Here is a 26911-nt window from a genome sequence, read left to right on the forward strand (position 1 = left end):
CCTCATCGTCCCCGGCCGACGGCCACGACATCACGACATCGCTCAACGGTCCACTTTCTCACCCGTGGCCTTGGGCTCCCCGCTTTCCGGACCGGTGTCCGTGGTCGGGTCACTCGGCTGCTCGGGGTCCTCGTCCTGATCCGTGCCGTCCTCCGGGGCCTCGCCCCGGGCGGCCGCGCGCTTGCGCTGCGAGTACATCTTGATTCCGGCGAGCACCAGCAGGAGCACACCTCCGGCGATCACGAGCATGATCGTCGGGGTGACCTCGTTGACCTTCACCGTGAACTGCATCGGGGGCCCGTACGGGGTGTTGTCCTCGGTGAACAGCTGCGCGACGACCTGGACCTTGCCATTGGCGTTGGCCGTCGTGGGGATCTTCACGGACTGGCTGTGGCCGCCGCGGACCTTGATCGGCACCTTGGTCTCCGCCTGGCCGTCGCCCTCGCCCAGCTTGAGGCGGGTCGGCATGGTGGAGCGCAGTCGCAGCACCAGGTGGTCGACGTCCTGCACCAGCTTGTTCTGCACCGTCACCGGGATCGTCGCGCTGCGCCCCGAAAGGGTCGCCGTGGACTTCTCGATCAGGTTGACTTCTTTGGTGAGGGCGAGCAGATAGTCCTGGACGTCCTCCCGGTAGGCGCTCGCGGCGGTGTCCTTGCCGCGCCAGGAGGTCGACATCTCGCGGTTTATGGCGTTGCCGAACGGGGGGACCACCCGCTCCGGGCGGGTCAGGACCACCTTGAACTGGTCCAGCTTCTGCTGGGTGGTCTTGATGGTCTCGAAGGCGGAGGTCGGCAGCTCCCGGTCGCGCAGCTTGTCCGGGTACGCCGCGTAGCCGGGCACCTTGGTGGTGGCGGCGGGGTCCGGCTTGACCTTGGCCGCGGCCTCCAGGTCGAGCGGCTGGGTCCAGCGTCCGGCGCTCAGGGCGCGCAGCGCGGAGGCCATCGCGTGGACCTGGGTGACGCTGGGCATGCGCTGCGGGGCGACGACGATGCTGCGCTGCTTGTCCTCGTCCTGGAGCGTCAGTGCCAGCGTGTGGGCGAGGAACTGCTGGACGGCGAGCGTCGCGTTCTCCGCCTTGGACATGTCGCCCTGGAAGGCCGTGGAGAGCCGGGCGTCGGCGACCACGGCGGTGCGCCCGGCGCCGATGGGGCGGGCCGCGGTCGGCGTGTAGAGGAGTTTGCCCTGCTCGCTGAGGCTGTCGCTGCGGGCGATCACGTTGTGGGCGCCGGCGGACGTGGCCGCGTTGACGATCGCCGGGTCGATGGCACCGTCCACCGGCCAGGCGAAGTCGGTGGACGGCTTCACGTGCAGGATCGAGTCCACGGTGATCGCGGCGGCCTCGGTGGCCCGCTGGAGCTGGTTGAGGGAGCCGGGCACCTTCTTGCCGCGGTGGGCGAGCGAGGCCAGGTCGGGGTCGGCGAACGGCAGCGCCACCACCTTCTGGTCCTTCACCGCCTTCTCCAGCGAGTTCAGCCAGTTCTTGGCGACGTTCCGGTTCTCCTGGCTGCCGGGAACCTTGTTGCCGGACTCCTTGTCCTTGACCGTGTAGCCCTTCACCATCGCCTCGACGGTGGCCAGCAGGTCGGGGTCGATCACCCAGGTCACGGACAGTTCGTCGCCGAGCGAGACGAGCTGCTCCAGCCGCCCGCCCGGGGCGAGCTCCTTGGCGAGGTCGTCGTTCTCGAAGACGGGGGTCTGCTGCTCGTCGGAGCCGGTCTCGGCGGACAGCCGGGTGGTGGAGATCAGCGGCCACAGGTAGGTGAACTGCGTCTTCTTCTTCGTCTGACCGCTCTGCCAGGGAAGGAAGGTGCGTTCGGCGCCCAGGACCTGCTCGGTGCTGTTCCCCTTCGTCTTCCCGGAGAGCGTCACGCCCAGCTGGTACACGCCCGGGTCGTCGAGGTCCAGCTTGTCGACGGGGACGGCCAGGCTGAAGTCCGCGCTGATGCCCGGCGCCAGTTCGGGGACCTTGACGACGTACGTCTCCAGCTCCTCCGGCTCCGTGCCCTCGGTGAAGCCGGTGCGGTCCGCCGCGGTGTCGAGCTGCGTGCGGCCGGAGAGCCTGGAGCCGACGCGCAGGCCGATGTGGGCCTCGGTGACGGGGGTGCGGCCCTTGTTGGTGACCGTGCCGGAGAGGGTCACCGTGTCGCCCTTCACCGGGGCCGCAGGCGTCACCGAGTTCAGCGACACGTCCACGGAGCGTGACCCCGACGCGTTGTGCGCCGCATAGGCGGCCGGTGCGGGCGACAGTTGCGTCATGCCGGCCAGGAAAGGTGCCCCGACCAGCAGGGATGCCGCGCGCAGGGCCCATCGGCGGGCAGGAGAAGGAGTCATCCCCTGAAAGTCTGCCGCCTCGGCCACGCGCTTGCCCGTCCCTTGTCGTTGGGTGCCGTTGATGGTTGTCCGGTTGCTGCGTCCACGCATGGTAACGATGCGCGCAGCGCCGAAGTGCCGCGGACTGCGCCACGTGATCGCAGAAGTCTCTCAGGGCCGCGGAAAACGATGACACTCCGCCCGGCGGGGGCACGTACCCTTTTCTGTTGTGCCGAACGCCAACGAAGACCACCCCAGCGCCCTGAGCCAGGTGCAGCGCCGCGCAGTCAGCGAACTGCTGCGGGTCTCACCCGTCGCCGACGACCTCGCCCGCCGTTTCCAGGAGGCGGGCTTCAGCCTCGCCCTGGTCGGGGGATCGGTCAGGGACGCGCTCCTGGGCCGGCTCGGCAACGACCTGGACTTCACCACCGACGCCCGCCCCGAGGACGTACTGAAGATCGTCCGGCCCTGGGCGGACGCCGTCTGGGAGGTCGGGATCGCCTTCGGGACGGTCGCGTGCCAGAAGGACGCCCGCGTCGGAGACGCTGATATGCGCTTCTTGGTCGAGGTCACGACGTACCGCTCCGAGGCGTACGACAGGACCTCGCGCAAGCCCGAGGTGTCCTACGGCGACTCCATCGAGGAGGACCTCGTCCGCCGCGACTTCACGGTGAACGCGATGGCCGTCGCGCTCCCGGAGAAGGAGTTCGTCGACCCGCACGGCGGTCTGGAAGACCTCTCGGCGAAGGTGCTGCGCACGCCGGGCACCCCGGAGGCCTCCTTCTCCGACGACCCGCTGCGGATGCTGCGTGCCGCCCGCTTCGCCGCGCAGCTCGACTTCGAGGTCGCCCCCGAGGTCGTCGCCGCGATGACCGCGATGGCCGACCGCATCGAGATCGTCTCCGCCGAGCGGGTGCGGGACGAGCTCAACAAGCTGCTGCTTTCCGCGCACCCGGCCAAGGGTCTTTCGCTGCTGGTCGACACCGGGCTCGCCGCGCACGTGCTCCCCGAGCTTCCCGCGCTGCGGCTGGAGAGTGACGAGCACCACCGGCACAAGGACGTCTACGAGCACTCCCTGATCGTCCTCCAGCAGGCCATCGACCTGGAGGAGAACGGCCCGGACCTGACCCTGCGACTGGCCGCGCTGCTGCACGACATCGGCAAGCCGCGCACCCGCCGCTTCGAGAAGGACGGCCGGGTCTCCTTCCACCACCACGAGGTGGTCGGCGCGAAGATGACCAAGAAGCGCATGACCGCGCTGAAGTACTCCAACGACATGATCAAGGACGTGTCGAAGCTGGTGGAACTGCACCTGCGCTTCCACGGCTACGGCACCGGCGAGTGGACCGACTCGGCCGTGCGACGGTACGTCCGCGACGCGGGCCCCCTCGTGGACCGGCTGCACAAGCTGACCCGCTCGGACTGCACCACCCGCAACAAGCGCAAGGCCGCCGCGCTCTCCCGGGCGTACGACGGCCTTGAGGAGCGCATCGCGCAGCTCCAGGAGCAGGAGGAGCTGGACTCGATCCGGCCCGACCTGGACGGCAACCAGATCATGGAGATCCTGGGCATCAGTCCCGGCCCCGCGATCGGCCAGGCCTACAAGTTCCTGCTCGAACTGCGCCTGGAGAACGGCCCGATGGCGCACGAGGACGCGGTGGCCGCACTCAAGGAGTGGTGGGCCCAGCAGGGCTGAGGCACTGGGGAAGCGGGCCGATGTTTCACGTGAAACATCGGCCCGTTGTCACGTGCCGCGTCATGTGCGGCGGCGAATGTTTCACGTGAAACATCGAGCTGTGTGTGCCGAGCGGTGTTTCACGTGAAACATCACGCGCTCTCCGGCTGCCGGTTCCACCGGAACAGAGCCGCGGCCACCCCCGCGTAGAGCACCGCGACCCCCAGAACCAGGGCGGCCGAGCGCCCGTCCGCCGGCAGGACCAGAGCCGCTGCTGCTGCCGCGCCGACGAAGGCGACGTTGAACAGCACGTCGTAGAGCGAGAAGACCCGGCCCCGGTAGGCGTCGTCCACCGCGGACTGCACGACCGTGTCGGTGGCGATCTTCGCCCCCTGCGTGGTGAGCCCCAGCACGAACGCGCCGATCAGGACCGGCACGGGCGAGAACGGCAGCCACAGCGCCGGTACGAGGACGGACGCCGACGCGGTGCACACCACCATCCAGCCGTACGGACCCCACCGCCTCGCCGCCCACGGGGTGAGCACGGCCGCGGCGAAGAACCCGGCACCGGAGAGTCCGGCGGCCAGGCCGAGCAGTGCCAGCCCGTCGGAGCCGTCGGAGCGTGCGGGCCCCTCGGTCCAGGCGTACCGGCACAGCATCAGCACCGTCACCGTCAGCGCGCCGAAGCAGAAGCGCAGCACGGTCATGGAGGCCAGGGCGCGGGCGGCGGACCGTTGCGCGGTCAAGTGCCGCAGGCCGTCCCGCAGTCCGTGTGCGGTGGAGGCGAGCGCGGCGCCCAGCCGGGGTTGCCGCAGCTCGGGCTCGGGGCCGAGCAGTTCCCGGCTCATGCGGAGCGACGCCAGCGCCGAGCAGAGGTAGAGCACGGCGCCGAGCAGGACGACCACCGCGTCGGAGTCCGAGCCCAGCAGCCGTACGCCGAAGGCGAGTCCGCCGCCGAGCGTGGCGGCGAGGGTCCCGGCGGTCGGCGAGAGGGAGTTGGCGATGACGAGGCGTTCGGCGTCGACGACCCGGGGCAGGGCGGCGGAGAGCCCCGACAGGACGAAGCGGTTGACGGCGGTCACCGACAGGGCCGAGGCGTAGAAGATCCAGTCCGGGGCGGACCCGACGATCAGCAGGGCGGTGCAGGCGGCGAGCACGGCCCGCAGCACATTGCCGTACAGGAAGACCTGCCGGCGGCTCCAGCGGTCGAGGAGGACTCCGGCGAAGGGGCCGACGACCGAGTACGGCAGCAGGAGCACCGCCATGGCGGAGGCGATCGCGGCGGGCGAGGTCTGCTTCTCCGGGGAGAAGACGACGTACGCGGCGAGGGCGACCTGGTAGACGCCGTCCGCGGACTGGGAGAGCAGCCGCACGCTCAGCAGGCGCCGGAAGTCGGGCAGGCGCAGCAGAACCCGCAGATCACGTACGACGGACATGCGAGCAAGAGTCACACACGCGGGACGCGAGGAGGGGCCCCGGGCAGTCGCTGCCCGGGGCCCCTCCTCGTGGAAGGCGGTGACGCTTAGCGCTCGACCTCGCCCTTGATGAACTTCTCGACGTTCTCGTAGGCCTCGTCGTCGAAGTACTGCACCGGCGGGGACTTCATGAAGTACGAGGACGCAGAGAGGATCGGGCCGCCGATGCCGCGGTCCTTGGCGATCTTCGCGGCGCGCACGGCGTCGATGATGACACCCGCGGAGTTCGGGGAGTCCCACACCTCGAGCTTGTACTCGAGGTTCAGCGGGACGTCGCCGAAGGCGCGGCCTTCGAGGCGGACGTAGGCCCACTTGCGGTCGTCCAGCCAGGCCACGTAGTCCGAGGGGCCGATGTGGACGTTGTTCTCGCCCAGCTCGCGGTCGCGGATCTGCGAGGTGACGGCCTGCGTCTTGGAGACCTTCTTGGACTCCAGGCGCTCGCGCTCCAGCATGTTCTTGAAGTCCATGTTGCCGCCGACGTTCAGCTGCATGGTGCGCTCCAGGCGCACACCGCGGTCCTCGAACAGCTTCGCCATGACGCGGTGCGTGATGGTGGCGCCGACCTGCGACTTGATGTCGTCGCCGACGATCGGCACGCCCGCCTCGGTGAACTTGTCCGCCCACTCCTTGGTGCCGGCGATGAAGACCGGGAGGGCGTTGACGAAGGCGACCTTGGCGTCGATGGCGCACTGGGCGTAGAACTTCGCCGCGTCCTCGGAGCCGACCGGGAGGTAGCAGACCAGGACGTCGACCTGGGCGTCCTTCAGGGCCTGGACGACGTCGACCGGCTCCTGCTCCGACTCCTCGATGGTCTGGCGGTAGTACTTGCCCAGGCCGTCGAGGGTGTGGCCGCGCTGGACGGTGACGCCGGTGGGCGGCACGTCGCAGATCTTGATGGTGTTGTTCTCGCTGGCGCCGATGGCGTCCGCGAGGTCAAGACCGACCTTCTTGGCGTCGACGTCGAAGGCGGCCACGAACTCCACGTCCTTGACGTGGTAGTCGCCGAACTGGACGTGCATCAGACCGGGCACGCGAGCGTCCGGGTCAGCGTCCTTGTAGTACTCGACGCCCTGGACCAGCGACGCAGAGCAGTTGCCCACGCCGACGATGGCTACGCGAACGGAACCCATTGACGGTTGCTCCCTGTGTGTTCTGTACGAGACCTGCGGAGTGCAGGGCCTCAGTTGGCGGTGTCGTCGGGCGTGTCCGGCGGGGTGGTACCCCTGTCCCGGGGCAGGCCGCCCTTGGCACCTGATGTGCGGTCGTCACCGGCTGCGCCGGCGTCCTCGGACCGGAGTTGGTCCCGGCCCACGCGCTCGCTCTCGATGAGCTCGTTCAGCCAGCGCACCTCGCGCTCCACGGACTCCATTCCGTGCCGCTGGAGTTCGAGGGTGTAGTCGTCCAGGCGCTCCCGGGTGCGGGCCAGCGAGGCCCGCATCTTCTCCAGGCGCTCCTCCAGACGGCTGCGGCGCCCTTCCAGGACGCGCATCCGCACCTCGCGCTCCGTCTGCCCGAAGAAGGCGAAACGGGCAGCGAAGTGCTCGTCCTCCCAGGAGTCGGGGCCGGTGTGCGAGAGCAGCTCCTCGAAGTGCTCCTTGCCCTCGGCCGTGAGCCGGTAGACGATCTTGGCCCGCCGTCCGGCGAGCGAGGCGGCGAGCGCGTCCTCGGGGGCGCTGCCCGGCTCCTCGATCAACCAGCCGTGTGCGACGAGTGCTTTGAGGCACGGGTAGAGCGTGCCGTAGCTGAAGGCACGGAAGACGCCCAGCGAGGTGTTGAGCCTCTTGCGCAGTTCGTATCCGTGCATCGGGGATTCGCGGAGCAGGCCGAGCACGGCGAATTCGAGGATGCCGGAGCGTCTGCTCATCCTTCGCCTCCCTGCCGCTGTCGTGAAGTCCCGCCCGCTGTCCTGCACTTATGTCGAACTTATGCCGGGCCGATGTATCGACTCGATACATCCAGACGATAGAACGGCCGTCCGTCCGCGACAAGGCCAGTCATGGTGAACGGCGTCACATCATCAATTCGTGGGAAGCAACTTGCCTGATTTGGGGTGAACATCGGCACTGAGGTGGTTTTGAGCGTGCGTAGTCTGTGCGGCATGCAAAACACCGGGAGCCGCGTGACGCAAGGGGGCGTCGTGCTTCCGGGAGTAGCGAGAACGGGCCTGTGGGAGGGCTCGTTCGCATTTCGGGGGGACCGGAACTCAGCTGCCGCTTCCAGGCGAACTCGCCTGCCCGAGGAGTAGTCGTTCGATGAGCGAGCACCGTCGCAAGCCTCCGCAGCCCCAGGGCGGCGGACGTGCCGCGGCCAGGAAAGCCGCCCAGCAACCAACAGGTCGCCGCGCGACCCCGCCGCCTCACGGCCCTGCCGTCGGGTCGCCGTCTGGTGCGTACGGGCAGGAACGTCCGTACGGAGGAAGGGCCGAGGCCCGCCGTGCCGCCCAGCGGGGCGGCGGCGGTGGTGGCCGGCGCGGAGGCGGAGGAGGAGGCCGGGGAGGCCCTGAGGGCCCCGGCCGTGGGCGTGGGAGAGGCGGGCAACCGCCGGGCAAGAAGAGGTTCATTGATTACCCGCGGTCCACCAAATACGGGTGGCAGCGGTTCGTCCCGTCCTGGAAGCAGGTGACGGGGCTGTGCATCGGCTTCGTCGGAGCTGTGATGGCGGCGGGCAGTATTGCGTACGCGATGGTGGACATCCCGGACATCAACAAGGCGGCCAGGGCGCAGAACAACGTCTATTACTACTCGAAGGCCGACGGTTCCAGGGGCGATCAGATGGTCGCGACCGGTGGTGAGATCAACCGCCAGGCGCTGCCGTACGACCAGATCCCCGACCCCATGAAAAAAGCGGTGATCTCCGCCGAGAACAAGACCTTCGAGACGGACAGGGGCGTCGACCCCATGGGTATCGCCCGAGCCCTCTTCAACATGGCCACGGGTGGCAACACCCAGGGCGGCTCCACGATCACCCAGCAGTACGTCAAGAACTCCCGGCTGAGCCAGGAGCAGACGCTCACTCGAAAGGCCGAGGAGCTCTTCATCTCGATGAAGGTCGGCATCGAGGAGGGCAAGGAAACGATCATGGCGGGGTACCTCAACGTCTCGTACTACGGACGTGGCGCCTACGGTCTCCAGGCGGCTGCCCGCGCGTACTACAACAAGGACGCGGACGACCTCAACGCGAGTGAGTGCGCCTTCCTCGCCGCGGTCCTCAAGGGTGCGACGTACTACGACCCCGCCGGTGCTCCCGAGATCGACCCCCGGGCCACCAAGGAGCAGAACACCTACAACGCCAAGAAGCGTTGGGGCTGGATCATGGACGAGATGGTCAAGGACGGTGCGCTGAGCGCCGCCGACCGGAACAAGTACCGCGAGTTCCCCATGCCTCTCGCGCCGCGCAAGAACGCTCAGCTCGGTGGACAGACCGGTTACCTGGTCGACCTGGCGAAGTCGTACATCCTGAACAACACGGATATCACCGCCGACCAGCTTTCCCAGGGCGGCTACCAGATCCAGACCACCTTTCAGAAGGACAAGGTCCAGGCCCTCACGAAGGCCGTCAAGAAGGTCTACGACAAGAACATCGACCCGAAGAAGCGGCCCGACCTGGACTCCCACGTGCAGTTCGGCGGGGCGTCGGTGAATCCCAAGGACGGCGCGATCGTCGCCATCTACGGCGGCAACGACGCCACGAAGCACTTCACCAACAACGCCGACCAGACGGGTGCGCAGGTCGGTTCGACGTTCAAGCCGTTCGTTCTCGCCGCGGCGATGGAGTACGGCAAGCGCGACCCCGAGGGCGGACGGGAACAGGGCGAGTCCATGCGGACCAAGCTCTCGCCCAAGAGCATCTACAACGGCAAGAACAAGCTGAAGATCAAGAACTTCGACGGCAGCATCTGGCGGAACGAGAAGGGTCTGGAGTGGCTCCAGACCAATGACGGTGACGAGTCGTACGGCGACATCGACCTGCGGGAAGCGATGCGCGTGTCGGCCAACTCGCCCTACGTGCAGCTCGGCATGGACGTCGGGATCAAGCAGGTCCGGGAGATGGCGGTCAAGGCCGGACTCCTGGAGAAGAGCCTGGTCGGCGGCGAAGTCCCGTCGTTCTCCATCGGCATCTCCGACCCGAGCGCCATCCGGATGGCCGGTGCCTACGCCACCTTCGCGGCCAGTGGGGAGCAGAACGACCCCTACTCCGTCGTCGAGGTGGTGAAGGAGGGTGACACCAAGTACCGGCGCAAGTCGGACCCGGAGGCCAAGCCCGAGCAGACGATCTCCAAGGCTGTCGCCGACAACGTCACCGAGGTGCTGAAGAACGTCGTCGAGAAGGGCACCGGCTCCAACGCGAAGATTCCCGGCCGCGATGTCGCGGGCAAGACGGGAACCACGGACGGCAACAAGTCCGCCTGGTTCGTGGGATACACGCCGCAGCTGTCGACCGCCATCGACATGTACCGCTTGGACGACAACGCGGATAACAAAAAGCGGGCATTCCTGAAGATGTTCGGAACCGGTGGCCAGGAGAAGATCCACGGCGCCTCGTTCCCGTCGGACATCTGGCACGACTACATGGTCACCGCGCTCAAGGGCACGGAGCCGAAGACCTTCCCCGTCCCCGAGCCCATCGGCGAGACGGTCTGGGGCGGCGGTGCCAAGAGCCCCGAGCCCACGCCGACCGAGACGGCCGAGGAGTCGCCCTCGGGGACGCCTCCCGCGGAGTCTCCCCCGGTGGAGTCTCCCCCGGCCCAGTCCCCGCCCCCGCCGCCGCCCGGCCAGGGCGGCGAGGAGTGCGACATCTGGGACTGGGAGTGCAAGCAGAACCAGAACGGCGGTGGCAATAACCAGGGCGGCAACAACCAGGGCGGCGAGAACGGCGGCGTCGACCCGGGCCGCCCGCCGGAGGAGACCCAGCCCCCGGGCGGGGACAACGGTGGCCACAACGGCGGCAACGGCAATGGCGGCAACGGAGGCGGCGGCATCTTCGGATGACCCCACCCGGTCCCCGGACCGCCCGGCACCACCCAGGAGGGCCGTCGCACCGAGCAGTACGGTGCGGCGGCCCTCCGCCGTGTCCGGGCCCGGGCCCGGTGACGGGACCTGGCCGTGCATCCGGTCGCGCACAGCCCCGTACGGCAGGATGTCCCGCATGACGAGCGTGCACGAGGACCGGCCCGTACCCCCCACGCGGCAGGACGACGTCGCCTCCGCCGGCAGTGAGCTGATCGGCGGGCCCGTCGGGCGGTGGGCGAGAGTCGGCGGCAGCCGGCTCACTCCGGTACGCGTCGTCGCGCTCGTGATGATCGGCATGTTCGCCCTCGGCATGGTGCAGAAACTGCCCTGCTACAACTGGGCCTGGTTCCAGGGCACCAGCTCCCAGTACACGCACGCCTGCTACTCCGACATCCCGCACCTCTTCGTCGGACGCGGCTTCTCCGAAGGGCTCATGCCCTACTTCGACAGGCTCTCGGGGGACATGGACTTCCTCGAATACCCGGTGCTCACCGGCCTGTTCATGGAGGTCGCCTCCTGGTTCACACCGGCGGGAGGGACCATCCAGTACCGGGAGCAGATCTACTGGCTCGTCAACTGCGGGATGCTGATGGTCTGCGCCGTCGTCATCGCGGTCTGTGTGGCCCGCACCCACCGCAGGCGCCCCTGGGACGGCCTCCTCGTCGCCCTTGCACCCGCCTTCGCGCTCACGGCGACGATCAACTGGGACCTCTTCGCCATCGCGCTCACGGCCGCGGGCATGCTGATGTGGTCGCGCGGCCGGTCGCTGATGTTCGGCATCCTCATCGGGCTCGCCACCGCCGCCAAGCTCTATCCCGTACTGCTGCTGGGGCCGCTGTTCGTGCTCTGTCTGCGGGCCGGGAAATGGCGGGAGTTCGGGGCCGCGGTGCTGGGCACGGCCGCCTCCTGGCTGTTGGTGAACCTGCCCGTGATGCTGGCCGCGCCCGAGGGCTGGAAGAAGTTCTACTCCTTCAGCCAGGAGCGCGAGGTCGACTTCGGCTCGTTCTGGCTGATCATCACGCAGAGCACCGGCGTCTCGCTGAAGCACGAGCAGGTCAACACGTACGCCATCGTGCTGATGGTGCTGGCGTGCGCGGGCATCGCCTGGCTCGCGCTCACGGCCCCGCGGCGGCCCCGGTTCGCCCAGCTGGCCTTCCTGGTCGTCGCCGCGTTCATCCTCACCAACAAGGTCTATTCGCCGCAGTACGTCCTGTGGCTCATCCCCCTCGCGGCGCTCGCCCTGCCGCACTGGCGGCACTTCCTCGTCTGGCAGGCCTGCGAGGTCCTGTACTTCCTGGGCATCTGGATGTACCTCGCCTACACGACCAGCGGCGACAAGCACCAGGGGCTGCCCACCGACGGCTACCACCTGGCGATCCTGCTCCACCTGGTCGGCACGCTGTACGTCTGCGCGGTCATCGTCCGCGACATCCTGCTGCCCGACCGGGACGTGGTCCGCCGCGACGGCTCCGACGACCCCTCCGGGGGTGTCCTGGACCGGACTCCCGACGTGTTCGTCCTCGGCCGGGCGGCAGCGCCGGACTGGCGCGAGGCACAGCAGGTCCAGGGGCCGCGCGTGCAGTGGGGCATGGTGCAGGGCGGGGCCACGACCGCCGACTGAGGCGATGTTTCACGTGAAACGGCCGGAGCACGCGAAACGGCCGGTGTTTCACGTGAAACACCGGCCGTCAGACTCTCGCTGAAGCACGTCTCAGCGGTCGACCATGCGGTCGAACTGCGTGGTCGTGTGGCGCAGATGGGCCACCAGCTCGTCGCCCACCTTCGGCTCCGTCGCGTCGGACGGCACGAAGAGGATCGACACCTGCATGTGCGGCGGCTCCGCGAACCAGCGCTGCTTGCCCGCCCACACGAACGGCGACAGGTTCCGGTTCACCGTCGCCAGGCCGGCCCGCGCCACGCCCTTGGCCCGGGGCATCATGCCGTGCAGCGCCTTCGGGGCCTCCAGGCCCACGCCGTGCGACGTGCCGCCCGCGACGACCACCAGCCAGCCGTCGGAGGCCACCTTCTGCTGCCGGTAGCCGAACCGGTCGCCCTTGGACACGGGCGTCACGTCCAGCACCGAGCCCCGGTACTCCGTCGCCTCGTGGTCGCCCAGCCACAGCCGGGTGCCGATCCGTGCGCGGAACCGGGTCTGCGGGAACTGCTGCTGGAGCCTTGCCTGCTCCTCCGCCTTGAGGTGGCTGACGAACATGGTGTGCAGCGGCAGCCGTGCGGCACGCAGCCGATCCATCCACGCGATGACCTCCTCGACCGCGTCGGATCCGTCCGTGCGGTCCAGCGGGAGGTGCAGGGCGAAGCCCTCCAGACGGACGTCCTCGATCGCGGCGTGCAGCTGCGCGAGCTCGGACTCCTTGACGCCGTGCCGCTTCATCGAGCTCATGCACTCGATGACGACCCGGGCGCCCACCAGGGCATGCACACCGTCCACGGAGGAGACGGAGCGGATGACGCGGTCCGGCAGCGGCACCGGCTCCTCGCCCCGCCGGAACGGGGTCAGCACCAGCAGGTCGCCGCTGAACCAGTCCTTGATCCGGGCCGCTTCGTACGTGGTCCCGACGGCGAGGATGTCCGAGCCGAAGCGCGTCACCTCTTCGGCGAGACGCTCGTGCCCGAAGCCGTAGCCGTTGCCCTTGCAGACCGGAACCAGGCCCGGGAACTGCTCGATGACGGACTTCTGGTGCGCCCGCCAGCGCGCGGTGTCGACGGAGAGAGTGAGCGCCATGAGCCGGTCCGGAACCTTTCCTGTTGCTGCGGTGTATCAGAGGTATGAAACGTACGAGGGCCCTGGAGGCCCAGCCGTCAGCGGCGCGACATGTAGACGTCGAGCGCCTTGTGCAGCAGCTTGTTGAGCGGGAAGTCCCACTCGCCGAGGTACTGGGCGGCCTCGCCGCCCGTGCCCACCTTGAACTGGATCAGGCCGAAGAGGTGGTCCGTCTCGTCCAGCGAGTCGGAGATGCCCCGCAGGTCGTAGACCGAGGCGCCCATCGCGTAGGCGTCGCGGAGCATGCGCCACTGCATGGCGTTGGAGGGGCGCACCTCACGGCCGATGTTGTCGGAGGCGCCGTAGGAGTACCAGACGTGACCGCCGACGACGAGCATCGTCGCCGCGGAGAGGTTCACCCCGTTGTGGCGGGCGAAATACAGCCGCATCCGGTTGGGGTCCTCGGTGTTGAGGGCCGACCACATGCGCTGGAAGTACGCGAGCGGGCGGGGCCGGAAGTGGTCGCGGACCGCCGTGATCTCGTACAGCCGCTGCCACTCCTCCAGGTCCTGGTAACCGCCCTGGACGACCTCGACGCCGGCCTTCTCGGCCTTCTTGATGTTGCGGCGCCACAGCTGGTTGAAGCCCTTGTGGACGTCCTCCAGCGACCGGTTGGCGAGCGGCACCTGGAAGACGTAGCGGGGCTGCGCGTCGCCGAATCCGGCGCCGTCGTCCTCGCCCTGCTGCCAGCCCATCTTGCGCAGCCGGTCCGCCACTTCGAAGGCACGCGGCTCGATGTGGGTGGCCTCGACGTCGCGCAGGCGCTTCACGTCCGGGTCCTGGATGCCCGCCTTGATGGCCGCGGCGTTCCACCGGCGGATGACGACCGGCGGGCCCATCTTCACCGAGAAGGCGCCCTGCTGCTTGAGGTGCGCCAGCATCGGCTGGAGCCAGTCGTCCAGGTTCGGGGCGTACCAGTTGATGACCGGGCCCTCGGGGAGGTACGCCAAGTACCGCTTGATCTTGGGAAGTTGGCGGTACAGCACCAGGCCGACACCGACCAGTTCACCGGTCCGGTCGTCGAACCAGCCCAGGCTCTCCGAGCGCCACTCCGCCTTCACGTCGGCCCACGCCGGGACCTGCATGTGGCTTGCCGCGGGCAGGTTCTGGATGTACGCCAGATGCTGCTCTCGGGGGATGGTCCGAAGGGTCAGGCTCGTCATGCGGGGCGCTCCTCGGCAGGTGTGTCCCCATGGGGTCAGGGGCTCCGGCTCTCGCGCCGAAGCCTACTGGGCCGATGGAGCGCCCCGTCCGGCCCTGCCTGGCCGAATTGCCGCCGGGCTCAGCCCAGTACGCCGCCGAAGAGCCCGCCGTGCGCCATCCCCAGGAAGAATCCGAGCGCGGAGGCGCCCAGGCCGAGGATCAGGACGAAGCGCTCGCGGGTGGTCGCGGAGACGTACATGCCGTAGCCGCCGGTGATGATGCCCGCCAGTCCGGCCCACGAGGACAGCAGATGGAGGTGGTGGAACATCGCCGTCACCAGCGCCAGCACACCCAGGACCAGCGTGATCCCCATGAGGGTGTCCTGGAGCGGATGGGGTTTGCCGTCGGTGGCGAAGAGGGAGACGGACGAGTTGCGTCGCATTGCCTGTGCCATGAGGCACCTCCTGGCAGGAAGGCGGCGCACTGTAGCGCCGCTCACACCCGATGTGTACAGATTGCGGCCTTCCGGGGCCCGATTTCAACCGGAAGCCTCTCTACGGGTACTCTGGACGGTCTGCACCGGTGTCACCCCTGCCCGAAACGTCTCCGTGGGTTCGTCCCGCGGGATTGTCAGAGGCAGCCGATACCGTTGCGTACGCATCACGACCCTCCTGCCACGGAACGACCGTGGCCGCTGAGTCCAAAGGAGGTGGGTTCCACATGCGTCACTACGAAGTGATGGTCATCCTCGACCCCGATCTGGAGGAGCGCGCTGTCGCCCCCCTGATCGAGAACTTCCTCTCCGTCGTCCGTGAGGGCAACGGAAAGGTCGAGAAGGTCGACACCTGGGGCCGTCGTCGTCTGTCCTACGAGATCAAGAAGAAGCCCGAGGGCATCTACTCGGTCATCGACCTGCAGGCCGAGCCTGCGGTCGTCAAGGAGCTCGACCGACAGATGAACCTGAATGAGTCGGTCCTCCGGACCAAGGTCCTCCGTCCCGAGACCCACTGAACCTCGGTTCAGCGGTAATCGGGTTCGAGTAGCACCCACCAGCAGCACCACAGCTTTCCGCAGCAATCCCCGCCGAGAGGTTCACCCATGGCAGGCGAGACCGTCATCACGGTCGTCGGCAATCTCGTCGACGACCCCGAGCTGCGCTTCACCCCGTCCGGTGCGGCGGTCGCGAAGTTCCGTGTCGCGTCCACTCCCCGCATCTTCGACAAGCAGACCAATGAGTGGAAGGACGGCGAAGGCCTGTTCCTCACCTGCTCGGTCTGGCGTCAGGCGGCGGAGAACGTCGCGGAGTCGCTCCAGCGAGGCATGCGCGTCATCGTGCAGGGCCGGCTGAAGCAGCGGTCCTACGAGGACCGTGAGGGCATCAAGCGCACGGTCTACGAGCTGGACGTCGAGGAAGTCGGCCCCGCCCTCAAGAACGCCACGGCCAAGGTCACCAAGACCACCGGTCGCGGCGGTCAGGGTGGCGGCGGCGGGTTCGGCGGCGGTGGCCAGCAGGGTGGCGGCGGCAACTGGGGCGGCGGTTCCGGTGGCGGTCAGCAGGGCGGCGGAGCTCCCTCCGACGACCCCTGGGCCTCCAGCGCGCCGGCCGGTGGGCAGCAGTCGCAGGGCGGGGGTGGCTGGGGTGGAAACTCCGGCAACTCCGGCGGTGGCGGCGGCGGTGGCTACTCGGACGAGCCGCCCTTCTAGGGCCGTTCGTACTCCCACTTCTTGATCACACAGGAGAAACACCATGGCGAAGCCGCCTGTGCGCAAGCCTAAGAAGAAGGTCTGCGCGTTCTGCAAGGACAAGACCCAGTACGTGGACTACAAGGACACGAACATGCTGCGGAAGTTCATTTCCGACCGCGGCAAGATCCGTGCCCGCCGCGTCACCGGCAACTGCACGCAGCACCAGCGTGACGTCGCCACGGCCGTCAAGAACAGCCGTGAGATGGCGCTGCTGCCCTACACGTCCACCGCGCGATAAGGAAAGGGTGACCGAAAAATGAAGATCATCCTGACCCACGAGGTCTCCGGCCTCGGTACCGCTGGCGACGTCGTCGACGTCAAGGACGGCTACGCTCGCAACTACCTGGTTCCCCGTGGCTTCGCGCTGCGTTGGACCAAGGGTGGCGAGAAGGACGTGGCGCAGATCCGCCGCGCCCGCAAGATCCACGAGATCGCGACCATCGAGCAGGCCAACGAGGTCAAGGCCAAGCTCGAGGGCACGAAGGTCAGCCTGGCCGTTCGCTCCGGCGACGCCGGCCGTCTCTTCGGCTCCGTGACCCCCGCCGACGTCGCTGCCGCGATCGTCGCTGCCGGTGGTCCGAAGGTCGACAAGCGCAGCGTCGAGCTGGGCTCCCCGATCAAGACCCTCGGTTCGCACCAGGTCTCCGTGCGTCTGCACGCCGACGTGGCCGCGAAGCTCGGCGTCGAGGTCGTTGCTGCCTGAGTGCAGCACGCCCCGGCCTGAGAAGGTCTGAGCAGTGAGGAAGGGCCGCATCCCCTCGGGGGTGCGGCCCTTTCGCATGGGCTTCGGGGGGGCGAATGTTTCACGTGAAACGTCCAGCGAGCCTCGTTTCACGTGAAACATCGGCGGTACGTCAGCGGGTCGCACCCGTGACGATCCAGCGGCCCGAGCGGGTCCGCCACCACAGGGTGACCATCCGGACCGCCATCATCAGCACCATCGCCCACCAGAGCGCCGTCAGACCGCCGCCCAGCGTCGGCACCAGCAGTGCCACGGGGGCGAACACCGCGAGCGTGGCCAGCATCGCCCAGGCCAGGTAGGGGCCGTCGCCCGCACCCATCAGCACGCCGTCGAGCACGAAGACCACGCCGGAGATCGGCTGGCTGACGGCCACCACCAGGAGCGCGGGCAGCAGGGTGTCCCGTACGAGCTGGTCGCCGGTGAAGAGCGGGACGAACAGGGGACGGGCGAGAGCTACCAGGATGCCGAGCACCACACCGGCCGCGATCCCCCACTCGACCATGCGCCGGCAGGCCGCCCGGGCGCCTTCTTCGTCTCCCGCACCCAGATAGCGGCCGATGATGGACTGCCCGGCGATGGCGATGGCGTCCAGGGCGAAGGCGAGCAGGCTCCACAGGGTGAGGATGATCTGGTGGGCGGCCACGTCCGCGTCGCCGAGGCGGGCGGCGACGGCCGTCGCGATCATCAGCACCGCGCGCAGCGACAGCGTACGGACGAGGAGGGGCGCTCCGGCCTGGGCGGAGGCCCTTATCCCGGCGGCGTCAGGGCGCAGGGAGGCGCCGTGGCGTCGGGCACCGCGGACGACGACCACGAGGTAGACGGCGGCCATGGCCCACTGGGCGGCCACGGTGCCCCAGGCGGATCCGGCGATGCCGAGTCCGAAGCCGTACACCAGGAGCAGGTTGAGGATGCCGTTGGCGACGAAGCCGCCGATGGCGACGTACAGCGGGGTCCTGGTGTCCTGGAGGCCGCGCAGGACGCCGGTGGCGGCCAGGACGACGAGCATCGCGGGGATGCCGAGGGCGGAGATGCGCAGATAGGTGATGGCGTAGGGGGCGGCGGTGTCGGAGGCGCCGAAGAGGTCGATCAGGCCGGGGGCTGTTGGCAGGACGGCGGCGATGACGACCGCGCCGAGGAGCAGGGCCAGCCAGATGCCGTCCATGCCCTGACGGATGGCGGCGGCGAGGTCGCCCGCGCCGACGCGTCGGGAGACGGCCGCGGTGGTGGCGTACGCGAGGAAGACGAAGATGCTCACCGCGGTGGTGAGCAGTGCCGAGGCGATGCCGAGACCGGCCAGCTGGGGGGTGCCGAGGTGGCCGACGATGGCGCTGTCGGCCATCAGGAAGAGGGGCTCGGCGACGAGTGCGCCGAAGGCGGGCAGGGCGAGGGCGACGATCTCGCGGTCGTGCCGACGGCGGCCTGCTTTCGATGCCGCGGGAGCCTGTGTCATGGCCTCAATCTAATCTTCCACAGGTAAGAGATGCAATGGCCTAGGGACCCTTACTGATCGCCGTTCTCCGGCTCGCGGTGTGCGCCGTTTGAAGTGATCTTGGCCTGCTGGGGAAAGTTTTTCTCCCCCACAGCCGGTGGATGGTGTTTCCGCAGGTCAGATGGGTCACGGTAAGGGGGCTGTGAACTTGTCCACAGCGCTGTCCCCCGGTCCGTGCACAGGTTCTGGGGAGTTCTCCACAGCAACGGCGGACTTTCTCACAGGCCCTGTGGATAACCAGATTGGCTGACGGTGCCCGCGGGCCTACCGTGGACCGGCGCCCGCCCTGTCTTCCGGCCGGATTCGGCCTCCGGACACCTCCGGAAACCCGCCCCATTCGATCTGCCGGAAGCGGAAGTCGGGCGTCTCATTTGTCGGTGCCGTGCCGTAAGAAAGAGTGGCACAGCGAGGTCCGCGGAGCGGACGGGAGGAGGTGGGCCCGGTGACGATTTCCGAGCCCTTGGACGACCCCTGGGCCGACAGCGGTCCGGGTGACCGTCTGCCCGCCCGTAAGCGGAACGGCGACGGCGGCCAAGGCCGTGGTCGCGACGACCGGCACGACCGAGGGTCCGACGCAGGCGCCTGGGACGGCGGCGGGGGCAGCGGCTTCGAGCGCGTACCGCCGCAGGACCTCGATGCGGAGCAGTCGGTGCTCGGCGGCATGCTGCTGTCCAAGGACGCCATCGCGGACGTCGTCGAGGTCCTCAAGGGCCACGACTTCTACAAGCCGGCCCACGAGACCGTCTTCCAGGCGATCCTCGACCTGTACGCCAAGGGCGAGCCCGCCGACCCGATCACGGTCAGCGCCGAGCTGACCAAGCGCGGCGAGATCACCAAGGTCGGCGGCGCACCGTATCTGCACACGCTGGTGCAGTCGGTGCCGACGGCGGCCAACGCCGAGTACTACGCCGAGATCGTCCACGAGCGGGCGGTGCTGCGCCGGCTGGTCGAGGCGGGCACGAAGATCACGCAGATGGGATACGCCGGAGACGGCGACGTCGACGAGATCGTGAACTCCGCGCAGGCGGAGATCTACGCCGTCACCGAGCAGCGCACGTCCGAGGACTACGCGCCGCTCGGCGACATCATGGAGGGCGCGCTCGACGAGATCGAGGCGATCGGCTCCCGCAGCGGTCAGATGTCGGGTGTGCCGACGGGCTTCACCGACCTGGACTCGCTGACCAACGGTCTGCACCCGGGCCAGATGATCGTCATCGCGGCCCGTCCCGCCATGGGCAAGTCCACCCTCGCCCTCGACTTCGCCCGCGCCTGTTCGATCCAGAACAACATGGCCAGCGTGATCTTCTCGCTGGAAATGGGCCGCAACGAGATCGCGATGCGTCTGCTGTCGGCCGAGGCGCGCGTGGCCCTGCACCACATGCGTTCGGGCTCCATGACCGACGACGACTGGACCCGGCTCGCGCGCCGCATGCCGGACGTGTCGGCCGCGCCGCTGTTCATCGACGACTCCCCGAACCTCTCCATGATGGAGATCCGCGCGAAGTGCCGTCGGCTCAAGCAGCGGCAGGACATCAAGCTGGTCATCATCGACTACCTCCAGCTCATGCAGGCCGGTGGCTCCAAGCGCAGCGAGAGCCGTCAGCAGGAGGTCTCGGACATGTCGCGAAACCTGAAGCTGCTGGCCAAGGAGCTGGAGGTGCCGGTGATCGCGCTGTCCCAGCTGAACCGTGGTCCCGAGCAGCGCACCGACAAGAAGCCGATGGTCTCCGACCTGCGTGAATCGGGTTCCATCGAGCAGGACGCCGACATGGTGATCCTGCTGCACCGCGAGGACGCGTACGAGAAGGAGTCGCCCCGCGCGGGCGAGGCGGACATCATCGTCGGCAAGCACCGTAACGGTCCGACGGCGACGATCACGGTGGCCTTCCAGGGCCACTACTCGCGCTTCGTGGACATGGCGCAGACCTGACGGATCCCGCTCACCCCCGCACGGGCAGGCATTCGTCGAGCAGGGCGAGGACGTCGCGCCAGGCGCGTTCGGCGTGCAGGGGGTGGTGGGCGATGCCGGGGACGGTCTCCTGGTCGACCGGCGGGTGGTGGAAGGCGTGCTGTGCGCCGCCGTAGACGGTGAGGCGCCAGTCGACGCCCGCCGCCTGCATCTCGGCGGCGAACGCGTCGCGCTGAGCGGCGGACATGATCGGGTCCTCCGATCCGACACCGGCCCAGACGGGGCACCGGATGCGGGCGGCTTCGTCCGGGTGGTGGCCCGTGATCGTCGCGTTGATCGTGCCGATGGCCCGCAGGTCGACGCCGTCGCGGCCGAGTTCCAGGGCGATCGCGCCCCCGGTGCCGTAGCCGATGGCCGCGATCCGGTCGGGGTCCACACGCGGCTCGGCCTGGAGGACCTTGAGCGCCGCGTGGCCGATCTCCCGCAGCCGGGTGGGGTCGGCGAGCAGGGGTGTCGTGTGCTCCAGCATCTCGCGGGGGTCGGTGAACCAGCGTCCGCCGTTGATGTCGAAGGCCAGCGCCACGTAGCCCAGTTCGGCCAGGGCGTCGGCCCGGCGGCGCTGGAAGTCGTTGAGCCCCGCCCCCTCGGGCCCGATCAGGACCCCGGGCCGGGGGCCGGTGCCGGCGGGGAGTGCGAGGCGCCCGATCATCGTCAGACCGTCGGCCGGGTACTCGACTGTGCGTGTGGTGATCGTCGTCATGGGTTCGGACGGTAGTGGGCCCGCACGCCGGTTCGCGGCGGGATTCGCCGTCGGCGGAACGATGCATGTACGGGTAACAGCGGCTTCGGTAAGGCGTGTTGGGCGGGCCGCGCGACGTGTTTTCCATTCGACGGGGGCGAGGGCGCGGGGGTAGTTGTGGAGCATGACTACTTCTGCGGACGCCGCCTCCGACCGTGAATTCACCGACCTCCTCCCGAGCACCCGCCGTACCCTCCTGCGCCGTGTCGCCGCCGCCCAGGCCGAAGGGCGGGCACCGTCGCTGACGGCCGCCGTGCTGCGCGAGGGGCGCGTGGTGTGGGACGGGGCGCGTGGGTCACAGGTGGACGGGCGGGCGCCGGGGGCGGACGACCAGTACCGGATCGGGTCGATCACCAAGACGTTCACCGCGGTGCTGGTGATGCGGTTGCGGGACGAGGGGCTGCTGGGTCTCGACGATCCGCTGGAGAAGTACGTGCCGGACACCGGCGTCGGCGACGTCACGATCCGTCAGCTCCTGGGACACACCGCCGGGCTGGCGGCCGAGACCGCCGGGCCGTGGTGGGAGCGCACGCCGGGCACGGTGCGCCCGGACCTCGCCGCTGTGCTCAGGGACGTACAGGAGGAGAAGGCGGCGCGTCCGCATGAGGCCGGGCGGATCTTTCACTATTCGAATCCTGGCTACACGGTGCTCGGGGCGCTGGTCGAGGCGGTGCGCGGGGTGCCGTGGGCCGAGGCCGTACGGAGCGAGATCACGGAGCCGCTGGGGCTGACCCGTACCAGCGCGCAGCCCGAGGCGCCGTACGCGGAGGGCTGGGCGGTGCACCCCTGGGCGGACGTGCTGCTTCCGGAACCGGTGGAGGATCTCGGGCTGATGGCGCCCGCGGGGCAGCTGTGGTCGACGGCCGGGGACCTCTGCCGCTTCGGGGCCTTCCTGCTGCACGGTGACGACCGGGTGCTGAGTGCCGATTCGGTACGGGAGATGCGCGTGCCGGCGGCGCCGCTGGAGACGGGCAACTGGTCCGGGACGTACGGGCTCGGGGTGCAGGTGATTCAGGCCGGGGGGCGGGAACTCATCGGGCACGGCGGCTCGTTGCCTGGGTACGTGGCTGCGCTCTGGGTGGATGTCGCCGAGGGAGTGGCCGCCGCGGCACTGGCGAACGCCACCTCCGGGCCCGCGACCGGTGCGGTGGCGGCGGAGCTCGCCCTCACGGTGGTGGAGGCCGAGCCCGGCATCCCGGAGCCGTGGCGTCCGCTGCCGGAGGGCGGCGTGGACCGGGCCCTGCTGGAGCTGACCGGCGCCTGGTACTGGGGCACGCTCGCCTTCGGGCTGCGGCTGACCGGCGACGGCGGGCTCTCGCTGGCCAAGCTGGACGGCAGCGCGGGCCGCAGCTCGCGCTTCTCGGCGCGGCCGGACGGGACCTGGCTCGGGCTCGACGGGTACTACGCGGGGGAGACGCTGCGGGTGGTACGGCGCCAGGACGGCACGGTGAGTCATCTCGACCTGGCGTCGTTCGTCTTCACCCGGGCGGCGTACGAGGCGGACGCTCCGGTTCCGGGCGGGGTGGACGCGCGAGGGTGGCGGGGCATCGGGTAGCGGGGCGCGGGGCGCGGGGGTGCACCGTGGTGTGCCCCCGCGCCCGCCCGCCAGAAGCCCCCGCCCGTGTCAGAGCTGGAGCTTGAAGCCCACGTGGGAGGCGGTGGGCGTCCTTCCGGGTGGCGTCCGAGGTGAGCTGCACCAACTGGCAGCCCCGGGCGCGGGATTCCTCGACGGCCCACTCGATGAACCGGGTGCCCAGGCCGCTGCCCCGCTCGTCGGCGTGGACGCGTACGCCTTCGATGATCGAGCGGGTGGCGCCCTTGCGGGACAGGCCCGGGATCAGGGTGAGCTGGAGGGTGCCGACGACCCGACCGGCGCGCTCGGCGACGACGAGCAGCTGGTTGGGGTCGGCGTCGATGCGCTTCAGGGCGTCGGCGTACGGAGTGAGGTCGTCCGGGGACTCGCGTTGTGCGCCCAGCGGGTCGTCGGCGAGCATCGCGACGACGGCGGGCAGGTCGGCCTCGGTGGCGGGACGTATCGACAGGTCGGTCATGGTCGCAGCGTATGCCGACCGGCCGGTCGTGACCATGGACCCCCCGGCTGCCGTGACAGAGGAATCCCAGGTCAGACCGGGGTGCGCAGCTCTTCCACCGCGCGTACGAGCGGGGCGAGTTCGGGGTTCTCGGCGGCGGCGTCGAGGGCCTCGCGCAGGGCGGTGTCGTTGGTGGGGCGGGCCTGGGCGAGGAGGGCCTGGCCGGCGTCGGTGACGTCGGTGTAGATGCCGCGGCGGTCGGTGTCGCAGAGGTAGCGGGTGAGCAGGGCGCGGTCCTCCAGGCGGGTGACCAGGCGGGTGGTGGCGCTCTGGCTGAGCAGGACGGCCTCGGCGACCTGGCGCATCTGGAGGTGGCCGCCGGGTCCGCTGTGCTGCCGGCTCAGGACGTCGAGCAGCGAGTACTCGCGGACGCTCAGGTCGTGCTGGGCCTGGAGCGCCTTCTCGATGTGGGCCTCGATGCGGCTGTGCAGCAGGGAGAGCGCGCACCAGCCCTGGGCGAGGGCGGTGAGCGCGGGGTCGGTGGCGGTCATCTGGTCTCTCCTCGTCCCCTTGCGCGATGGGCGGGCAGGCGGTGTGCCGTGCGTGGGCGGTCGGCGAGGTGCCGTGCCGTGGGCGGCCGGGGATGCGGCCCGCTCACCAGGATAGGCGACCTCCGCAATATCCCGCGCTTGCAATTAACCAGCGTCTGCAATTATTGTCGACGCTCGTAGGGAACCCCTGCAAGTAATGCCCTCACGCAGGGCCGCCCCCTCCCCGGAAGGACCTCCATGCCGCTCGCGCTCCTCGCACTGGCCATCGGCGCCTTCGGTATCGGCACCACCGAATTCGTGATCATGGGGTTGCTCCCCGAGGTGGCCGCCGAGTACCAGGTCTCGATCCCCACCGCCGGATACCTCGTCACCGGATACGGCCTCGGCGTCGTGCTCGGCGCGCCTTTGATGACCGCCCTCGGCACCCGCGTCTCCCGCAAGAACATGCTGATGCTGCTCATGGGCCTGTTCGTCGTGGGCAACGTGCTCACCGCCGTCGCCCCCGCCTTCGGCGTGATGCTCGCAGGGCGTGTGGTCGCCTCCTTCACGCACGGCGCGTTCTTCGGCATCGGCTCGATCGTCGCCGCCGGGCTGGTCGCACCGGACAAGAAGGCCAAGGCCCTCTCGATGGTGTTCACGGGACTGACCCTCGCCAACGTGATCGGCGTCCCGTTCGGCACCTGGCTCGGGCAGCAGGTCAGCTGGCGTGCCACCTTCTTCGTCGTCGCCGGACTCGGGGTGCTCGGCCTCGCGGGCATCGCCAAGCTGGTGCCCGAGCAGCCGAAGCCCGAGGGTGTCCGGCTGCGCGACGAGGTGGCCGCCTTCCGCAACGTGCAGGTGCTGCTCGCCATGGCGATGACCGTGCTCGGCTTCGGCGGCGTCTTCGCCGCAATCACCTACATCACGCCGATGCTGACCGACGTCGCGGGCTACGCGCCGGGCTCCGTCACCTGGCTGCTGGTCCTCTTCGGCCTCGGCATGGTCGCCGGGAACCTGATCGGCGGCCGCTTCGCCGACCGCGCGCTGATGCCCCTGCTGTACGTGTCCCTGGCCGGCCTCGCCGTGGTCCTCGCCCTCTTCACGGTCACCGCCCACAACAAGGCCGCCGCGGCCGTCACCCTCTTCCTGATCGGCGCCTTCGGCTTCGCCACCGTGCCGCCGCTGCAGAAGCGGGTGCTGGACCAGGCCGCCGCCGCGCCCACGCTGGCCTCCGCCGGGAACATCGGCGCCTTCAACCTCGGCAACTCCCTCGCCGCCTGGCTCGGCGGCCTCGTCATCGCGGGCGGGCTCGGGCTCACCGCGCCGAACTGGGTCGGTGCGGGCCTGGCGGTGTCCGCGCTGGTGGTCGCCTTCATCTCCGGGTCGCTGGACCGTCGTACGGTACGAAGCCGTGGCCGTCTCGTGGCGCAAGGCGTGCCCGAGGCTGCGCCGGCGGTGGTCGCCGTGCGGCGCTGACCTGCGCGTTCTTTGTCGCCCGCCCCCGGTCCTCCGTCACAGGAGGGTCCGGGGGCGGGCCTTTGTGCGCGGGGGCAAACGAGACAACCGGTCCATGCGGTGTGTTTCACGTGAAACATCGTGGTTCGGCCGGTGAGTGGGTGCGGCAGGAATGGTGCCGGTGTTCCTGGGAATGCGCTGCCACGGACCGAGGGCCCATGGGCATGGGGCGAAAGCAGCCTAGACGTAAGGAGAGATCGGAAACCCGGACTTCCCGGTCTTCGCCCGCTTTGGGCGACAGGCTGACACGCTGCGACGACGAGAACTGCGGCCGACGCGCAGCCTTTTCCGCCTTGCTCTCACAGAGCTCTCACTGAGGGAGAAGCGCGACCACATGACGTTCGAGGCGAGGCACAGAATGGACGCTCCGACTACGACACCGGCCGGGAACAACGGCATGGCCAGGCAGAACGGCATATCCGGGGCCGGTGCCGAGGAAGCCGGAAGAGGCACGGTCGGCGACCTGAGCAGCGGGTGGTTCGACCCCGCACCCGGCACCGGGACGAACGCCCAGGAGGCCGCCGGGGAGCCGGCAGCCGCACCGCCCGCATCACCGGAAGCGGACCCCGCCCCGACGGCCGCCGCGCTCTTCTTCGGCAGCACCCCGCACCGGCCCCCCGCAGCCCGCAAGTCCCCCCAGCCCTCCCCGGACGCCCTCCGGGTGCGCAGGACGCTGGCCGAGATCCAGCCGGTGGCCGACCGGGCCACCTCGTACTTCTACGCGCTTCTGTTCGTCCGGCATCCCGAGCTGCGCCCGATGTTCCCGCCCGCCATGGACACCCAGCGCGACCGCCTCTTCAAGGCGCTGCTGACGGCCGCCGACCACATGGACACCCCGGAAGTGCTGAGCGAGTACCTGCGCCACCTCGGCTCCGGGCACCGCAAGTACGGCACGCAGGCCGCGCACTACCCGGCCGTCGGCGAGGCCCTGATCGGGGCGCTGTCGCGGTACGCGGAGGCGGTGTGGGACGCGGAGACGGAGGCCGCTTGGGTGCGGACGTACACCGCGGTCTCGCAGATCATGATCGACGCGGCGGCCGAGAGTGAGCTGACCTCGCCCGCCTGGTGGCACGCCGAGGTCGTCGCGCACGACCTGCGCACCCCCGACATCGCCGTGGTCACGCTGCGCCCCGACCAGCCGTACCCCTTCCTGGCCGGGCAGTACACCAGCCTGGAGACCCCGTGGTGGCCGCGGATATGGCGGCACTACTCCTTCGCGGCGGCCCCGCGCCCGGACGGACTGCTCACCCTGCACGTGAAGGCGGTCCCGGCGGGCTGGGTGTCGAACGCGCTGGTGCACCGGGCCCGCCCCGGCGACGTCCTGCGGCTCGGCCCGCCGTCCGGCTCGATGACCGTCGACCACACCACCGACAACGGGCTGCTGTGCCTCGGCGGCGGCACCGGCATCGCACCCATCAAGGCGCTGGTGGAGGACGTCGCGGAGCACGGCGAGCGGCGCCCCGTCGAGGTGTTCTACGGGGCGCGCACCGACTACGACCTGTACGACATCGACACCATGCTGCGCCTGGCGAAGTCGCACTCCTGGCTGTCGGTGCGCCCGGTGGTGGACGACCGGTCCCAGTTCCCGGACGCGGTCAGGCAGTTCGGACCCTGGAACGCGTACGACGCCTACCTCTCGGGTCCGCCCGGCATGATCCGCAGCGGACTCGACGCACTCCGCACGGTCGGCATCCCAGGCAGCCGGATACGCCACGACGCGGTGGAGGAACTGGTGGCGGCGGGGGACTAGCCCGGGT

21 protein-coding genes and 1 pseudogene are annotated in these 26911 nt (G+C 69.4%); 11 read left to right on the forward strand and 11 right to left on the reverse strand.

All coding sequences use genetic code 11. From position 1 onward, the window contains the following. Window positions 1-42: 42 nt before the first annotated feature. Window positions 43-2358: a DUF6049 family protein gene (locus tag IE269_RS10410; RefSeq protein ID WP_189822761.1), complete on the reverse strand. Its 2316-nt coding sequence runs from the start codon at window positions 2356-2358 to the stop codon at window positions 43-45. Window positions 2359-2539: 181 nt separating this feature from the next. Here IE269_RS10410 and IE269_RS10415 point away from each other — a divergent pair, with 181 nt between their 5' ends. Beyond that, entirely contained in the window at window positions 2540-4006 is a 1467-nt protein-coding gene (locus IE269_RS10415; protein ID WP_189822541.1) for a CCA tRNA nucleotidyltransferase, read from the forward strand. A gap of 131 nt (window positions 4007-4137) precedes the next feature. On the opposite strand, the gene IE269_RS10420 is transcribed toward IE269_RS10415, so the two are convergent. The 3 genes from IE269_RS10420 to IE269_RS10430 form a co-directional block, all read right to left on the reverse strand. Continuing rightward, window positions 4138-5421, reverse strand: coding sequence for an MFS transporter (locus IE269_RS10420; protein WP_189822542.1), 1284 nt, complete (start codon window positions 5419-5421; stop codon window positions 4138-4140). A gap of 86 nt (window positions 5422-5507) precedes the next feature. Beyond that, complete coding sequence (locus tag IE269_RS10425; protein ID WP_189822543.1) at window positions 5508-6590, reverse strand: inositol-3-phosphate synthase; 1083 nt, start codon at window positions 6588-6590, stop codon at window positions 5508-5510. 50 nt (window positions 6591-6640) lie between these two features. Then, window positions 6641-7324 (reverse strand): PadR family transcriptional regulator, encoded by a 684-nt coding sequence (locus IE269_RS10430; protein ID WP_189822544.1) that lies wholly within the window; start codon window positions 7322-7324, stop codon window positions 6641-6643. Between the two features lie 388 nt (window positions 7325-7712). Between IE269_RS10430 and IE269_RS10435 the strand changes: the two genes are divergently transcribed. Together IE269_RS10435 and IE269_RS10440 are read left to right on the forward strand one after the other, a co-directional pair. Beyond that, window positions 7713-10448: a transglycosylase domain-containing protein gene (locus IE269_RS10435; RefSeq protein WP_189822545.1), complete on the forward strand. Its 2736-nt coding sequence runs from the start codon at window positions 7713-7715 to the stop codon at window positions 10446-10448. Between the two features lie 157 nt (window positions 10449-10605). Beyond that, window positions 10606-12090, forward strand: coding sequence for a glycosyltransferase family 87 protein (locus IE269_RS10440; protein ID WP_229897526.1), 1485 nt, complete (start codon window positions 10606-10608; stop codon window positions 12088-12090). 90 nt (window positions 12091-12180) lie between these two features. Here the strand turns inward: IE269_RS10440 and IE269_RS10445 are convergent, their stop codons facing one another. The 3 genes from IE269_RS10445 to IE269_RS10455 all read right to left on the reverse strand — a co-directional run bounded on the left by IE269_RS10445 (window position 12181) and on the right by IE269_RS10455 (window position 14848). Further along, window positions 12181-13212 (reverse strand): alanine racemase, encoded by a 1032-nt coding sequence (locus tag IE269_RS10445; protein ID WP_189822547.1) that lies wholly within the window; start codon window positions 13210-13212, stop codon window positions 12181-12183. 77 nt (window positions 13213-13289) lie between these two features. Next, window positions 13290-14414 (reverse strand): lipid II:glycine glycyltransferase FemX, encoded by a 1125-nt coding sequence (locus IE269_RS10450; protein ID WP_189822548.1) that lies wholly within the window; start codon window positions 14412-14414, stop codon window positions 13290-13292. Window positions 14415-14533: 119 nt separating this feature from the next. Further along, complete coding sequence (locus IE269_RS10455; RefSeq protein ID WP_189822549.1) at window positions 14534-14848, reverse strand: hypothetical protein; 315 nt, start codon at window positions 14846-14848, stop codon at window positions 14534-14536. A gap of 266 nt (window positions 14849-15114) precedes the next feature. Between IE269_RS10455 and rpsF the strand changes: the two genes are divergently transcribed. The 4 genes from rpsF to rplI all read left to right on the forward strand — a co-directional run bounded on the left by rpsF (window position 15115) and on the right by rplI (window position 16843). Beyond that, complete coding sequence (gene rpsF / locus IE269_RS10460; protein ID WP_005482942.1) at window positions 15115-15405, forward strand: 30S ribosomal protein S6; 291 nt, start codon at window positions 15115-15117, stop codon at window positions 15403-15405. Between the two features lie 87 nt (window positions 15406-15492). Further along, window positions 15493-16098, forward strand: coding sequence for a single-stranded DNA-binding protein (locus IE269_RS10465; protein ID WP_189822550.1), 606 nt, complete (start codon window positions 15493-15495; stop codon window positions 16096-16098). 43 nt (window positions 16099-16141) lie between these two features. Continuing rightward, window positions 16142-16378: a 30S ribosomal protein S18 gene (gene rpsR / locus IE269_RS10470; RefSeq protein ID WP_003967857.1), complete on the forward strand. Its 237-nt coding sequence runs from the start codon at window positions 16142-16144 to the stop codon at window positions 16376-16378. An 18-nt stretch (window positions 16379-16396) separates the two neighbouring features. Continuing rightward, window positions 16397-16843: a 50S ribosomal protein L9 gene (gene rplI, locus IE269_RS10475; protein ID WP_189822551.1), complete on the forward strand. Its 447-nt coding sequence runs from the start codon at window positions 16397-16399 to the stop codon at window positions 16841-16843. 151 nt (window positions 16844-16994) lie between these two features. On the opposite strand, the gene IE269_RS10480 is transcribed toward rplI, so the two are convergent. Beyond that, window positions 16995-18332 carry an MATE family efflux transporter gene (locus IE269_RS10480; protein WP_189822552.1) on the reverse strand — a complete coding sequence of 446 codons (1338 nt, stop codon included), beginning with the start codon at window positions 18330-18332 and terminating at the stop codon, window positions 16995-16997. A gap of 481 nt (window positions 18333-18813) precedes the next feature. Here IE269_RS10480 and dnaB point away from each other — a divergent pair, with 481 nt between their 5' ends. After that, on the forward strand, window positions 18814-20301 hold the full coding sequence (gene dnaB, locus IE269_RS10485; protein WP_189822553.1) for a replicative DNA helicase: 1488 nt from the start codon (window positions 18814-18816) through the stop codon (window positions 20299-20301). Between the two features lie 10 nt (window positions 20302-20311). Here dnaB and IE269_RS10490 read toward each other — a convergent pair whose 3' ends face one another. Next, window positions 20312-21040 carry a dienelactone hydrolase family protein gene (locus IE269_RS10490; protein WP_189822554.1) on the reverse strand — a complete coding sequence of 243 codons (729 nt, stop codon included), beginning with the start codon at window positions 21038-21040 and terminating at the stop codon, window positions 20312-20314. A 163-nt stretch (window positions 21041-21203) separates the two neighbouring features. Between IE269_RS10490 and IE269_RS10495 the strand changes: the two genes are divergently transcribed. Further along, a complete protein-coding gene (locus tag IE269_RS10495) occupies window positions 21204-22634 on the forward strand; it encodes a serine hydrolase domain-containing protein (protein ID WP_189822555.1) in 1431 nt (476 codons plus the stop codon). 69 nt (window positions 22635-22703) lie between these two features. On the opposite strand, the pseudogene IE269_RS10500 reads toward IE269_RS10495, so the two are convergent. Together IE269_RS10500 and IE269_RS10505 are read right to left on the reverse strand one after the other, a co-directional pair. Beyond that, window positions 22704-23130: pseudogene (locus tag IE269_RS10500) on the reverse strand (N-acetyltransferase family protein). 71 nt (window positions 23131-23201) lie between these two features. Next, complete coding sequence (locus IE269_RS10505; protein ID WP_189822557.1) at window positions 23202-23660, reverse strand: MarR family winged helix-turn-helix transcriptional regulator; 459 nt, start codon at window positions 23658-23660, stop codon at window positions 23202-23204. A gap of 237 nt (window positions 23661-23897) precedes the next feature. Here IE269_RS10505 and IE269_RS10510 point away from each other — a divergent pair, with 237 nt between their 5' ends. Both IE269_RS10510 and IE269_RS10515 read left to right on the forward strand, forming a co-directional pair. Further along, window positions 23898-25115, forward strand: coding sequence for an MFS transporter (locus IE269_RS10510; protein ID WP_189822558.1), 1218 nt, complete (start codon window positions 23898-23900; stop codon window positions 25113-25115). 397 nt (window positions 25116-25512) lie between these two features. Then, window positions 25513-26904: a globin domain-containing protein gene (locus IE269_RS10515; RefSeq protein ID WP_189822559.1), complete on the forward strand. Its 1392-nt coding sequence runs from the start codon at window positions 25513-25515 to the stop codon at window positions 26902-26904. The last annotated feature ends 7 nt before the right edge of the window (window positions 26905-26911 follow it).

It is taken from the genome of Streptomyces spiroverticillatus (genome assembly GCA_014650415.1).
GTDB lineage: Bacteria > Actinomycetota > Actinomycetes > Streptomycetales > Streptomycetaceae > Streptomyces > Streptomyces spiroverticillatus.

Coding starts and splice junctions, on each gene's coding strand:
- IE269_RS10420 (WP_189822542.1), bottom strand. CDS start 5,421: ATGTCCGTCGTACGTGATCTGCGGGTTCTGCTGCGCCTGCCCGACTTC.
- IE269_RS10425 (WP_189822543.1), bottom strand. CDS start 6,590: ATGGGTTCCGTTCGCGTAGCCATCGTCGGCGTGGGCAACTGCTCTGCG.
- rpsR (WP_003967857.1), top strand. CDS start 16,142: ATGGCGAAGCCGCCTGTGCGCAAGCCTAAGAAGAAGGTCTGCGCGTTC.
- IE269_RS10510 (WP_189822558.1), top strand. CDS start 23,898: ATGCCGCTCGCGCTCCTCGCACTGGCCATCGGCGCCTTCGGTATCGGC.
- IE269_RS10450 (WP_189822548.1), bottom strand. CDS start 14,414: ATGACGAGCCTGACCCTTCGGACCATCCCCCGAGAGCAGCATCTGGCG.
- IE269_RS10455 (WP_189822549.1), bottom strand. CDS start 14,848: ATGGCACAGGCAATGCGACGCAACTCGTCCGTCTCCCTCTTCGCCACC.
- IE269_RS10465 (WP_189822550.1), top strand. CDS start 15,493: ATGGCAGGCGAGACCGTCATCACGGTCGTCGGCAATCTCGTCGACGAC.
- rpsF (WP_005482942.1), top strand. CDS start 15,115: ATGCGTCACTACGAAGTGATGGTCATCCTCGACCCCGATCTGGAGGAG.
- rplI (WP_189822551.1), top strand. CDS start 16,397: ATGAAGATCATCCTGACCCACGAGGTCTCCGGCCTCGGTACCGCTGGC.
- IE269_RS10515 (WP_189822559.1), top strand. CDS start 25,513: ATGGACGCTCCGACTACGACACCGGCCGGGAACAACGGCATGGCCAGG.
- IE269_RS10505 (WP_189822557.1), bottom strand. CDS start 23,660: ATGACCGCCACCGACCCCGCGCTCACCGCCCTCGCCCAGGGCTGGTGC.
- IE269_RS10490 (WP_189822554.1), bottom strand. CDS start 21,040: ATGACGACGATCACCACACGCACAGTCGAGTACCCGGCCGACGGTCTG.
- IE269_RS10435 (WP_189822545.1), top strand. CDS start 7,713: ATGAGCGAGCACCGTCGCAAGCCTCCGCAGCCCCAGGGCGGCGGACGT.
- IE269_RS10440 (WP_229897526.1), top strand. CDS start 10,606: ATGACGAGCGTGCACGAGGACCGGCCCGTACCCCCCACGCGGCAGGAC.
- IE269_RS10430 (WP_189822544.1), bottom strand. CDS start 7,324: ATGAGCAGACGCTCCGGCATCCTCGAATTCGCCGTGCTCGGCCTGCTC.
- IE269_RS10495 (WP_189822555.1), top strand. CDS start 21,204: ATGACTACTTCTGCGGACGCCGCCTCCGACCGTGAATTCACCGACCTC.
- IE269_RS10480 (WP_189822552.1), bottom strand. CDS start 18,332: ATGACACAGGCTCCCGCGGCATCGAAAGCAGGCCGCCGTCGGCACGAC.
- IE269_RS10445 (WP_189822547.1), bottom strand. CDS start 13,212: ATGGCGCTCACTCTCTCCGTCGACACCGCGCGCTGGCGGGCGCACCAG.